Here is a 12,373-nt window from a genome sequence, read left to right as displayed (position 1 = left end):
TCCATGTCCGAGCCCGCCGCCGAGCCCACCGTCGGCCCCGCGGCGGGGGCGCCCGATGCCCCGCGTGCCCGCGGCCTCCTCGCCGCAGCGCGGACGATGGCCCGCTCGCGCGAGACCGCGCTGGTGCTCATCGCCGCGGTCATGGGGGTCCTGGCCGGCCTTGCCGCCAGCGCCATGAGCATGACCACCCAATGGATGCACGAGGTACTGTTCGCGCTGCCGCCGGGCCAGCGGCTGTCCTCCTCCGGCGCGCTCGGCTCGGTGTGGCTGGCGCTGGTGCCGGTGGTCGGCGGGCTCGCCATGGGGCTGATCTACCTCGCGCTGCGGCGCTGGCGGCGGCGCGCCTTCGTCGATCCCATCGAGGCCAATGCCCTGCACGGCGGGCGCATGTCGCTCGTCGACAGCATCATCGTCGCCGGGCAGACCATGGTCTCCAACGGCTTCGGCGCCTCGCTGGGGCTTGAGGCCGGTTATTCCCAGATCGGCGCCGGCATCGCCTCCCGGCTCGGCCTGTCGTTCCGGCTGCGGCGCAACGATCTGCGCATTCTCGTGGGCGCCGGCGCGGCGGCCGGCATCGGCGCCGCCTTCGATGCGCCGCTGATGGGCGCCTTCTACGGCTTCGAGATCGTCATCGGCTCCTATTCCATCCCGGCCGCCGCGCCGGTGCTGGCGGCAACGCTGGCCGCCGTGATGACCGCCCGTCTGCTGGGCGCCCATGTGGAGCCGCTGCACCTGCCGCTCGATGCGGTGCTGTCCCCGCTCGACATCCTGCCCGTGGTGGCGCTGGGGCTTGTGGCCGCGCTGGTGGCCATCGGCGTGATGCGGCTGGTGACGGGCGTGGAGACGTTGTTCGGCGCGAGCCGGCTGCCGGCGGCGCTGCGCCCGGCGGTGGGCGGCCTCGTGGTGGGCGCGCTGGCGCTCTACAGTCCGCAGGTGCTCTCCGACGGCCACGGCGCGCTGCACCTGCAGGTGGAAAGCGCGGTGACGCTGTCCGTGGCGCTGGTGTTCGGCCTCAAGATCATCGCCTCGGCGGTGTCCATCGGCTCCGGCTTTCGCGGCGGCCTGTTCTTCGCGTCGCTGTTCCTCGGGGCGCTGATGGGGAAGCTGTTCGGCGGCGCCCTGGCGCTGCTCGTCCCCTCCCTGCACCTCGATCCTGCCGTCGCGGCGGTGACCGGCATGGGGGCGCTGGCGGTGGGCATCATCGGCGGGCCGCTCACCATGAGCTTCCTGGTGCTGGAGATGACGCGCGATCTTGCGCTGACCGGCTACGTGCTGGCGGCTGCGGTGGTCACCTCCCTCACCGTGCGCGAGACGTTCGGCTATTCGTTCTCCACCTGGCGCTTCCATCTGCGCGGCGAGACCATCCGCAGTGCGCAGGACATCGGCTGGATGCGGGCGCTGACGGTGGCGCGGATGATGCGCACGGACATGCGCACCTTTCCGCAGGACGGCACCCTCGCCGCGCTGCGCGAGGCTTATCCGCTCGGCGCGCAGCGGGTGGTGGCGCTGGTGGACGGCGCCGGCGCCTACGCAGGCCTTGCTCGGGTCGTGGACGCCCATGCCCCGGGCCGGGATGCGGACGCCCCCGCGTCCGCCATCGCCGTCCATTGCGACGACATGCTGCTGCCGGGCATGAACGTGCGCGAGGCCGCCCTCGCCTTCGACGCCACCGACGCGGAAGACCTGCCAGTGGTGGAGGATCGCGTCACGCGCCGCCTCGTGGGGCTGCTGGGGCAGGCCCACGTGCTGCGCCGCTATGCGGAGGAGCTGGACAAGGCCCGCCGCGGCCTCGGCGCGGAGGACTGAGCCGGGCGGGCCGGGTCGCGCGGGACCAGGGGCTTCCGGGACGCTCGATCGCGCGCAGCGGGTGAACAGCACTGCGCCCGATACCGGGCGGCATCGGGCGCAGGACATCAGGCACGATCGGGAGACGGCGATCAGGCGCCGGCTCCGCTTGCGGTGGACCGGGATGCTTTCGCGTGCGCCGGTCTCACGCGCATCGGCTCTCAGGCTTTCACTTCAGGCTCTCAGGCGCCCTTGGTCCAGCGCACGGTGGCCTCGGCCACGCGGCGGCCCAGATGGACGGCGGTGCGGCGGTCGGTGGCGGGAACCGCGTCCGGGCCCTCGTCCACGTTGGACTGGGCGAACGCGCCGCCGAACCCGCCGAGCCGGTTCAGGTCCTCGATGGAGCCCTTGGAATTGTTGTTGCCGGGGTGCAGGCCGAGCCCCACCCACACCATGCCGTGCTGCTGCGACAGGTTGAACAACGCATGCAGGCCCTGCAGCTTGTCGCCGTTCTGGCTGCCGGAGTTGACGAAGCCGGCGGCCAGCTTGTCCTTCCACTTCAGCTCGAACCAGCGCTTGGAGGACTTCTCCGCGAACGCCCAGAAGGCGGCAGAGACGGAGCCCATGTAGATGGGCGCGCCGAAGATGATGGCGGCGGCGCCGTCCAGCACTTCCCACTGGCTGTCCACCTCGTCCACCGAGATGAGCACGCCTTCCACCGCATCCACTTCCTTGATGCCGGCGAGCACGGACTCTGCCACCACCTTGGTATGGCCGTACCCGGAATGATACACGATCGCGACGACTGGCTTGGACATGTGACGACTCCCGTTTGGGTTCGCCCTGTTGTGCCGTGCGTCGATGCAGATGAAAATGCGAGACTTCGCAAAGCGGCATTGCATTCATGCAATGCGATCTCGCGGGACGGTGATGGGGCGCGCCCTCCTCCGGCCGGCTTGTCGCGGGATGCTCAGCCGCCCTTCGGAAATTCCAGCCCCATCTCGCGGTAGCGCTCCGGATCATCCGCCCAGCTCTCGCGCACCTTCACGAACAGGAAGAGGTGCACCGGCTGCTCGATGATCTCGGCGATCTCCTTGCGGGCTTCCGAGGAGATGGTCTTGATGGCGCTGCCGCCCCGGCCGAGGACAATCTTGCGCTGGCTTTCGCGCTCCACGTAGATCGTCTGCTCTATGCGCACCGAGCCGTTGCGCAGCTCCTTCCAGCTCTCGGTTTCAACCGTCGAGCGGTACGGCAGTTCATCGTGCAGGCGCAGGAACATCTTCTCGCGGGTGATCTCCGCCGCCAGCATGCGCATGGGCGCGTCGGAGACCTGGTCCTCCGGGTAGAGCCAGGGGCCGGGCGGCACCGTCTCGGCGAACCAGCGCCGCACGTCGGCAACGCCGTCGCCGGTCAGCGCCGACACCATGAACACGCGGTCGAACGGCAGTTGCTCGTTGATCTGCGCGGCCAGCGCCAGCAGCGTGTCGCGGCGGATCAGGTCGATCTTGTTCAGGATCAGCGCGCGCGGCTTGCGGATGTCCTTCAGCGGGCCCAGCAGCGCCTCGATTTCCTCGTCCACGCCGCGCTTGGCGTCCACCAGCAGCGCGATGACGTCGGCGTCGGCGGCATGGGTCCAGGCGGTGGTGACCATGGCCCGCTCCAGCCGCCGCTTGGGCGCGAAGATGCCGGGCGTGTCCACCAGCACCACCTGCGAGGTGCCGTCGAGGGCGATGCCGCGCACGATGGCCCGCGTGGTCTGCACCTTGTGGGAGACGATGGACACCTTGGTGCCCACCAGCGCGTTGGTCAGGGTGGACTTGCCGGCGTTGGGCGCGCCCAGCAAGGCGACGAAGCCGCAGCGGGTCGGCCCCTCCAGCGGCGCGAGGGGACCGCGCGGGGCCTCGTCCTCGTCCTCGTCCTCGTCGTCGAAGTCCTCGTCTTCGAGATCCCCGTCGCCGAAATCCGCGCCTTCAGGATCTTCGTCGTCGAAGGCCGCGGCGGCCAGCGCCTCGTCTTCCATCTCGGCCTCACCGGCCTCGGGCGCACCCGCAGCATCGAGCTCGGGGACGACCGGCTCCGCCGCCTCGGCGGGGGTGCCGCGGGGCGGACGGGGGGCGGACGCGCCGCCGCTCTTTCCGGGGCCCTTCTTCGCCGTCGCCATCACGCCTCGTCCTTCTTCCATACGCCCTCGCGGACGAGCACGGCGGCCGCTGCCGCCTTCTGGGCACTCTGCTTGGAGGCTCCCTCCGCCTGCCCTGGCAGCACGCCCGGCAGGTCCACGGCCACCACGAAGCGCGGCGCGTGGTCGGGGCCGGAACGGCTCACCTCGCGATAGACCGGCGGCGGCAGGCCGCGGGCCTGCGCCCACTCCTGCAGCACCGTCTTGGCATCCCGCAACGGACGGCGCGGCGCCTCGAGGCGCGGGCGCCAGAAGCGCTCCACCAGATCCTGCGCGGCATCATAGCCGCCGTCGAGGAACACGGCGGCCACCACACCTTCCGCAACGTCGGCGAGGATGGCGCGGCGCTTGTGCGCGCCGGACTGGCTCTCGCCGGGACCGAGACGGATATAGGGGCCGAGGTTCATGTCCTCCGCCACCTCGGCGCAGGTCTCCTCGCGCACCAGCTCGGCGAGCCGGCGCGACAGCTCGCCCTCCTCGCCTTCGGGGAAGGCGAGATACAGCATGTGGGACACCACCGAGCCGAGCACGTGGTCGCCGAGGAATTCGAGGCGCTGGTAGGAGCGCAGGCGCGGCGCCTCGCCCTTCACGGCGCTGATGTGCGACAGGGCGAGCTCAAGCGCGGAGCGGTCGCGGAAGCGATAGCCGATCCGGTCTTCCAGAGGAGCGAGATCCGTACCCACTCCGTTCAATGCACCCGTGTGAACAGCCGATCCCATCGCACCGTCCAAGGCCATGACCAAACCTGCCACGCCGAGGCGCCCTCGTCGATGGAGAAGAAGATCACCTGCGCCTTGCCGATGAGATTCTCGAACGGCACGTAGCCCACCTGGCTCAGCACGCGGCTGTCGGCGGAGTTGTCGCGGTTGTCGCCCATCATGAAGTAGTGCCCGGCCGGCACCTCATAGACGGGGGTGTTGTCGTAGAAGCCGTTGTCCACGAGGTCGAGCGTCTCGTAGGAGACGCCGTTGGGCAGGGTCTCGCGCCAGCGCTTCACCGGCACCTTGCGGCCGGAGCCGTCGTCCTCGGTCACGTCCGAGAGCCGCTCGCGCTTCACCGGGGTGCCGTTGATGTGCAGCAGGCCGCCGATCATCTGGATGCGGTCTCCCGGCATGCCGATGACGCGCTTGATGTAGTCGGTCTCGTTGTCCTTCGGCAGCTTGAACACCACCACGTCGCCGCGCGTCGGCTCGGCGCCGAGGATGCGGCCGGAGAACAGGTTGGGCGAGAAGGGAATCGAGAAGCGCGAGTAGCCGTAGCTGTACTTCGACACGAACAGGTAGTCGCCGATCAGCAGCGTGTCCTTCATGGAGCCCGACGGGATGTTGAAGGGCTGGAACAGGAACGTCCGGATCACCAGCGCGATCAGCAGCGCATGGACGATCACGCGGACGGTTTCGAGGAAGCCGCCGTCCTTCTTGGAGTCGCTGGTCGCGGTCATCTGCCGTCCAAAAAATTCCGAGTGGGGCGCAGCGTAGTCCAAACTGCGCCGAAACTGAGGAGAGGCGCCCGAATTGCCCGGCGGCTGGCGCCGGGGCAGCGCCCGTCCGGCTCCTCATAGAGGCTTCGACGGCCGGCGGCAACGCGCCCCCAGCGTCAGGGCGCGGACTTCGGTACCGCAGAGATGATGACATGGGCCGCCGTCAGCGGGCCCTCGTCGGTGATGGACAGGTGGATGCGCGGCTCGTAGCCGTCCGGCACCAGCGCGGCGAGCCGCGCCGCCGCGCCGCCGGTGAGCACCATGGTGGGCTGGCCGGACGGCAGGTTCACCACCCCCATGTCGCGCCAGAACACGCCGTGGCTCAGCCCGGTGCCGAGCGCCTTGGCGCAGGCCTCCTTGGCGGCGAAGCGCTTGGCGTAGGTCTCGGCCCTCAGCTTGCGGCGATCCGCCTTGGCCCGCTCCACCGGCGTGAACACCCGGTCAAGGAAGCGGTCGCCATAGCGCTCGATGGAGCGGGCGATCCGCCGCGCGTCTGAGAAATCCGAGCCGATGCCGAGAATCATGCCGCCGCCCCGCCGGCGATCCGCGCCCGGCCGTCGGCTATCGCCGCGCGCATGCGCGCCACCGCTGCCTCCAGGCCGACGAAGATGGCCTCGCCGATGAGGAAATGGCCGATGTTCAGCTCGACGATCTCCGGAAAGGCCGCCATGCGCTCGGCGGTGGCGTAGTCGAGCCCGTGGCCGGCGTGGACCTCCAGCCCGGCGGCGGCCGCCTCCCGCGCCCCCGCCTCCAGCCGGCGGAACTCGGCCTCGGCGGCATCCTGGTGCCCCTCAGCGAGGGCGTCGCACCAGGCACCGGTGTGCAGTTCCACGATGTCCGCGCCGAGCGCGCGGGCAGCTGCGATCTGCGCCGGATCGGCAGCGATGAACAGGGAGATGCGGATACCGGCCGCCTTCAGCCGGGCGATGCGGGGCCGAAGCTCGGCCGCCTGCCCCGCCGCATCGAGCCCGCCCTCGGTGGTGCGCTCCTCCCGCCGCTCGGGCACGAGGCAGCAGGCGTGGGGGCGGATGCCCGCGGCGATCTCCACCATCTCGTCGGTGGCGGCCATCTCGAAATTGAGCGGCACGCCGATCTCGGCCTTCAGCCGCGCCATGTCGGCATCGCGGATGTGGCGCCGGTCCTCGCGCAGATGGGCGGTGATGCCGTCGGCCCCGGCCGCCTGCGCCAGCAGGGCGGCGCGCACCGGGTCCGGCAGCGTGCCGCCGCGGGCATTGCGCACGGTGGCCACGTGATCGATGTTCACCCCGAGCCGCACCGGCTTCAGCATGGCTATGCTCCTTGTTGCGGCCGCTCAGCCGTTCACCCGCTCCACCTGGGCGACCACGTCGCGGGCCTTCAGGTCGGCGATGATGGCGTTCAGATGCCGCAGGTCGAACACCTCCACGTCGATGACGATCTCGTGGAAGTCGGCCGAGCGCGAGCGCATCTGCAGGCCGTCGATGTTGGCGCCGCGGTCGCCGATGGCGCTCGCCACCTGGGCCAGCGCCCCCGGCACGTTGCGGGAGGTGACGGCGATGCGGGCCGGAAACCTGCCCTCGGAGAGCTCGTCCACATCCCACCGCACGTCGAGCCAGCGCTCGGGCGCATCCTCGAAATTCTGCAGCGAGGGGGACTGGATCGGATAGATGGTGATGCCCTCGCCGGGGGTGAGGATGCCGACGATGCGGTCCCCCGGCACGGCTCCGCCCTCCGGCGCGAACCGCACCGGCAGCTCGCCGTTGATGCCGCGGATGGGAATGGCGTCAGGCCGCTCGCCCGGCGCGCCATCGGGGATCTTGAACTTGAGATTGTGGCCGCGCTTCAGCTCGAACCAGCCCTCGCCGCTGGCGACGCGGCTGCCGGGCTCCTCCGGCCGGGGGGGCACCCAGTCGGGATGGACGGCGCGCACCAGATCGTCGGTCTTGATCTCGCCCCGGCCGACGGCGGCGAACACGTCCTCGGCGGCGGTGCGCGCGAGCCGCGGCGTGGCCTTGGCCACCGCCTCGTCGGAGAAGCTGCGGCCGGCCTTGGCGAAGGCGCGCTCGGCGATCTTGCGGCCGAGGCCGGCATATTGCGCGCGCACGGCGGTCCGCGTGGCCCGGCGCACCGCGGCGCGGGCCTTGCCGGTGACGGCGATGGTCTCCCACGCGCCCGGGGGCGTCTGCGCCTTGGAGGTGATGATCTCCACCTCGTCGCCGTTCTTCAGCTCCGACACCAGCGGCGCGATGGTGCCGTTGATCTTGCAGCCCACCGCCGTGTTGCCCACGTCAGTATGGACCGCATAGGCGAAATCGATGGGGGTCGCCTTGCGCGGCAAGGCGATCAGCCGGCCCTTGGGGGTGAAGCAGAAGACCTGGTCGTGGAACAGCTCGAGCTTGGTGTGCTCCAGGAACTCCTCGGGCGAGAGGCCCTGGGAGAGGTTCTCGATGGTCTTGCGCAGCCAGGCATAGGCGCGGCTCTCGTGGGAGAGCATCTCCGCCGGGGCGCCGGTGGCGTCCTTGTAGAGGGCGTGGGCGGCGATGCCGTATTCGGCGATCTCGTCCATGTCGCGGGTGCGGATCTGCATCTCCACGCGCTGGCGGCGCGGGCCGACGATGGTGGTGTGCAGGGAGCGGTAGTCGTTGGGCTTGGGGGTGGAGATGTAGTCCTTGAAGCGGCCGGGCACGATGGCCCACTTCATGTGGATCACGCCCAGCGCGCGGTAGCAGTCCTCCATGGAGGAGACGATGATGCGGAAGCCGTAGAGGTCGGAGAGCTGTTCGAAGCCGATGGCCTTGCGCTCCATCTTGCCCCAGATGGAATAGGGCAGCTTCTCGCGGCCCTTCACCTCGGCGGTGATGCCGCGCCGGGCCAGCTCGTCCTTCAGCTCGCGCTCGATCTCCTGCACCAGCGGGCCATTGACCTGCCGCAGCTCGGAGACGCGGATGGTGATGCTCTCGTACGCCTCCGGGGAGAGCTGGCGGAAGGCGAGATCCTCCAGCTCCTCGCGCATGTCCTGCATGCCCATGCGGGCGGCAAGCGGGGCGTAGATGTCCAGCGTCTCCTGGGCGACACGATCGCGCTTTTCCGGCGGCACCCATTTCAGGGTGCGCATGTTGTGCAGCCGGTCGGCGAGCTTCACCAGCAGCACCCGCACGTCGTCGGCGATGGCGAGCAGCAGCTTGCGCAGGTTTTCCGCCTGCTTGGCCTGCTTGGAGACCAGATCCAGCTTCTTGATCTTGGTGAGGCCCTCCACCAGCGTCGCGATCTGGTGGCCGAACAGGCGTTCGATCTCCGACTTGGTGGCGCTGGTGTCCTCGATCGTGTCGTGCAGCAGCGCCGCGACGATGGTGGCGTCGTCGAGCTTCAGGTCGGTGAGGATCGCCGCCACTTCCAGCGGGTGCGAGAAGTAGGGATCGCCGGACGCGCGCAGCTGGCTGCCGTGCGCGCGCATGGCATAGACATAGGCGCGGTCGAGCAGCGCCTCGTCGGTGTTGGGATTATACCGTCGAACGCGCTCGACGAGTTCGTATTGGCGCATCATGGGCCGGAACGATCCGTCGCAGCACGGGCGGGGCAGCTGCGCAGCACCCGCCCCTTCCTTGAATGTGTCCTAGATATCATGCGGATGGGCGCGATGCGCAAGGCGTGAGCCGGCGATGATCCGGCGCATTCCCCGGCTTTCGCCCGCCCGCCGTCAGGGCAGGAGCAGGGTGGAGCCGGTGGTGCCGCGCCCTTCCAGATCCCGGTGCGCCTTCTGCACATCCTTCAGCGCATAGGTCTGGTGGATGGGGATGCGCACGGCGCCGGTCAGCACCGCCTCGAACAGGTCGTTGGCGGTGGCGACGAGCTCCTCCCGCTTCGCCACGAAGGTGCCGAGCGTCGGCCGGGTGGCGAACAGGGAGCCCTTGGCCGAGAGCTGCAGCAGGTCGAAGTTCTTGATGGCGCCGGAGGCATTGCCGAAGCTGACCCACAGGCCCAGCGGCTTGAGGCAGTCCAGCGAGGCGGGATAGGTCGCCTGGCCGACGCCGTCATACACCACGTCGCACAGCTTGCCGGTGGTGATCTCCTTGACGCGATGCACGAAATCCTCGTCGCGATAGAGGATCACGTGATCGCAGCCGTGGGAGAGCGCGAGCTCCGCCTTGTCCTTCGAGCCGACCGTGCCGATGACGGTGGCGCCGAGATGCTTCGCCCACTGGCACAGGATGAGGCCGACGCCGCCGGCGGCCGCCTGCACCAGAATCACGTCGCCCGGCTTGATGTGGTGGGTGCGCTTGACGAGATACTGCGCCGTCATGCCCTTGAGCATCATGGCGGCGGCGGTGCGGTCGTCGATGGCGGCAGGCAGGTGGACGAGCACCGCGGCGGGCACGTTGCGCACCTCGGCATAGGAGCCGGTCGCCATGGCATAGGCGACCCGGTCGCCCTCATGGAAGCCGCTCACGTCGGGCCCCACGGCGGTCACCACGCCGGCGCCCTCGTTGCCGGGCACGAACGGCAGGCTCGCGGCCTTGTAGAGGCCGGTCCGGAAATAGACGTCGATGAAGTTCAGCCCGATGGCGGTGTGGCGGATCTGCACCTCGCCCCGGCCCGGCGGCGGCACCACGACCTCCTCGTAGGTGAGCACTTCGGGCCCGCCCGTCTGATGCACCCGAACCGCGTGGACCATGATCCGCTTCCTCCGTTGCTTCGTTCCTCGCCGCGTTGGCGCGATCATAGGCGTGGCAACAGGGGCCGCAAGCACCGTGGCGACCGCCTGATACCATCATGAGCGGGCAAATCCCTGTGCGGAGCGGGTTCGCCTCAGGCCCTGCCGACGCCCCGCCGCGCCTCGCTGCGGCGCCGGCGGCGGCCGGAGGCGGCGACGTTCAGCGCCTCCACCGTCACCGAGAAGGCCATGGCGGCGTAGATGTAGCCCTTGGAGATGTGCGCCCCGAAGCCATCCGCCACCAGCGTCACGCCGATCAGCACCAGGAAGGCGAGCGCCAGCATCTTGGTGGTGGGATGGGCGGCGATGAAGGCGGACAGCGGCCCCGAGGCGGCGAACATGATTCCCACCGCGATGATCACCGCCAGCACCATGATGGCGAGGTGCTCGGCCATGCCGATGGCGGTGAGGATGGAATCCACCGAGAACACGAGATCGAGCACGATCACCTGCGCCACGATCATGGCGAAGGCCTGCCCGGCCGCGCCGCCGAGCGTCCCCTCCTCCTCCGGCTCCTCGTCGCCCTCGAGCGCGGCATGCATCTCGTGGGTCGCCTTGGCCATCAGGAAGGCGCCGCCGCCGATGAGGATGAGGTCGCGCCAGGAGAAATCATGCCCGAAGGCCGAGAACAGGGTCTGCTGCAGCCCGATCAGCCAGGTCAGCGCGAACAGCAGCGCGATGCGCAGGCCCAGCGCCGCCGAAAGGCCGATCTGCCGCGCCCGCAGCGCCTGGGCCGCCGGCAGGCGCTGCACCACCAGCGAGATGAACACCACGTTGTCGATGCCGAGCACGATCTCCATGGCCGTGAGCGTGACCAGGGCCGCCCAGGCCTCCGGCGACGAAACCCATTCCAGCATCCGCCCCTCCGCTTTGAGAGCAGAATGGGCAAACGCGGCGATGCCGCAAGGCTTGCGGCCGGTCTGGCGGGCGAAAGCGTGGCGCCGTGCCGCACGCGCAACAACGTGACACGGGGCGGAGCATCCCGCGTCCGCTTTCCTCGGCCGGGCTGCGGTTCTAGTCTCGCGCGAAGAACAGGCACCACGCGAGGGAGGTCCCGATGACGCACGACGACATGCACGAGGTGATCGTGGTGGGCGCCGGTCCGGCCGGGCTTGCCACCGCCATCGGCCTTGCCGCGCGGGGCGTGCCGACCGCCCTCGTCACCGGCCCGGAGCGCGCCGCCGACCACCGCACCACCGCCCTTCTCGACGGCTCGGTGCGCATCCTCGAAAGCTTCGGCGTGTGGTCCCAGGTTGCGGGCAAGGCCGCCCCCCTGCGCGACATGCGCATCGCCGATGCCACCCGCCGGCTGGTGCGGGCGCCGGAGGTCACCTTCCGCTCGTCCGAGATCGGACTGGAGGCGTTCGGCTACAACATCGAGAACGACGCCCTGCGCAACGGGCTCCTCGCCGCCGCGCTGGAGCATCCGGGCCTTGCCATCCACCGCGCCGCCGTCACCCGCGTCGAGCTGTCGGAGGACGCCCCGCGCGTGCATCTGGATGACGGACGCACGCTTGCCGCCCGCCTGCTGGTGGGCGCGGACGGGCGCAATTCCATCGTCCGCAAGGCGGCCGGCATCGGCACGCGCACGCGGGCCTATCCGCAGGTCGCCTTCACCGCCACCGTGCGCCACACCCGCCCGCACGACGACACCTCCACCGAGTTCCACACCGAGACCGGCCCCTTCACCCTCGTGCCTCTGCCCGGCGACCGCTCCTCCATCGTCTGCGTGGTCAGCGACCGGGAGGCGGTGCGCCTCCTCGGCCTCGACGACGCGGCGCTGGCGCGGGAGCTGGAGGCGCGGGCCTCCTCCGTGCTCGGCCGGTTCGAGATGGAGGGCGGGCGCGGCGCCTTTCCGCTGGCCGCCGAGACCGCCGAGACCGTGGCCGGCGAGCGCGTCGCGCTGGTGAGCGAGGCGGCGCACATCATGCCGCCCATCGGCGCGCAGGGGCTGAACCTCGGCCTGCGCGACGCCGGCGCGCTGGTGGAGATGGTGGGCGATGCCTTCGCCGCCGGGACGGACGTGGGCGCCCCCGAGCTCCTCTCCCGCTATGCCGCCGCCCGCGCGCGGGACATCACCGGCCGGATGCGGGCGGTGGACCTGCTGAACCGCTCGCTGCTGTCGGATCTCGTGCCGATCCAGGGCGCGCGCGGCTTCGGGCTCTACCTGCTCGACCGGGTGGGGCCGCTGCGCCGCACGCTGATGCGCCTCGGCGTCGGCGACAAGGCGGCCTGAGCG

The 12,373-nt window shown here is 70.3% G+C and carries 11 protein-coding genes; 2 read left to right on the top strand and 9 right to left on the bottom strand.

All coding sequences use genetic code 11. From position 1 onward, the window contains the following. The first annotated feature begins 3 nt into the window (after positions 1-3). Positions 4-1,806 (top strand): chloride channel protein, encoded by a 1,803-nt coding sequence (locus V5F49_RS20620; protein ID WP_394115143.1) that lies wholly within the window; start codon positions 4-6, stop codon positions 1,804-1,806. A 221-nt stretch (positions 1,807-2,027) separates the two neighbouring features. Here the strand turns inward: V5F49_RS20620 and V5F49_RS20615 are convergent, their stop codons facing one another. The 9 genes from V5F49_RS20615 to V5F49_RS20575 all read right to left on the bottom strand — a co-directional run bounded on the left by V5F49_RS20615 (position 2,028) and on the right by V5F49_RS20575 (position 10,991). Further along, on the bottom strand, positions 2,028-2,603 hold the full coding sequence (locus tag V5F49_RS20615) for a flavodoxin family protein (RefSeq protein WP_394115142.1): 576 nt from the start codon (positions 2,601-2,603) through the stop codon (positions 2,028-2,030). 152 nt (positions 2,604-2,755) lie between these two features. Further along, entirely contained in the window at positions 2,756-3,805 is a 1,050-nt protein-coding gene (era, locus tag V5F49_RS20610) for a GTPase Era (protein WP_394115388.1), read from the bottom strand. Positions 3,806-3,945: 140 nt separating this feature from the next. Continuing rightward, entirely contained in the window at positions 3,946-4,647 is a 702-nt protein-coding gene (gene rnc / locus V5F49_RS20605; RefSeq protein ID WP_394115141.1) for a ribonuclease III, read from the bottom strand. Positions 4,648-4,652: 5 nt separating this feature from the next. After that, positions 4,653-5,405, bottom strand: coding sequence for a signal peptidase I (gene lepB / locus V5F49_RS20600; RefSeq protein ID WP_394115140.1), 753 nt, complete (start codon positions 5,403-5,405; stop codon positions 4,653-4,655). Positions 5,406-5,560: 155 nt separating this feature from the next. Continuing rightward, positions 5,561-5,968, bottom strand: a complete 408-nt coding sequence (gene acpS, locus V5F49_RS20595) for a holo-ACP synthase (protein WP_394115139.1) — start codon at positions 5,966-5,968, stop codon at positions 5,561-5,563. Further along, on the bottom strand, positions 5,965-6,732 hold the full coding sequence (locus V5F49_RS20590; protein ID WP_394115138.1) for a pyridoxine 5'-phosphate synthase: 768 nt from the start codon (positions 6,730-6,732) through the stop codon (positions 5,965-5,967). The genes acpS and V5F49_RS20590 overlap by 4 nt, the downstream gene beginning before the upstream one ends. A gap of 24 nt (positions 6,733-6,756) precedes the next feature. Then, on the bottom strand, positions 6,757-8,967 hold the full coding sequence (locus tag V5F49_RS20585; protein WP_394115137.1) for a RelA/SpoT family protein: 2,211 nt from the start codon (positions 8,965-8,967) through the stop codon (positions 6,757-6,759). A 153-nt stretch (positions 8,968-9,120) separates the two neighbouring features. Then, positions 9,121-10,095: a quinone oxidoreductase family protein gene (locus V5F49_RS20580; protein WP_394115136.1), complete on the bottom strand. Its 975-nt coding sequence runs from the start codon at positions 10,093-10,095 to the stop codon at positions 9,121-9,123. A 134-nt stretch (positions 10,096-10,229) separates the two neighbouring features. Then, positions 10,230-10,991 (bottom strand): TerC family protein, encoded by a 762-nt coding sequence (locus V5F49_RS20575; protein WP_394115135.1) that lies wholly within the window; start codon positions 10,989-10,991, stop codon positions 10,230-10,232. A 200-nt stretch (positions 10,992-11,191) separates the two neighbouring features. Here V5F49_RS20575 and V5F49_RS20570 point away from each other — a divergent pair, with 200 nt between their 5' ends. Next, on the top strand, positions 11,192-12,370 hold the full coding sequence (locus V5F49_RS20570; protein ID WP_394115134.1) for a UbiH/UbiF family hydroxylase: 1,179 nt from the start codon (positions 11,192-11,194) through the stop codon (positions 12,368-12,370). Positions 12,371-12,373 lie beyond the last annotated feature (3 nt).

The organism is Xanthobacter lutulentifluminis (assembly GCF_043194675.2).
Taxonomy (GTDB): Bacteria; Pseudomonadota; Alphaproteobacteria; order Rhizobiales; family Xanthobacteraceae; genus Xanthobacter.
This window is presented reverse-complemented; position numbering and strand designations above follow the sequence as displayed.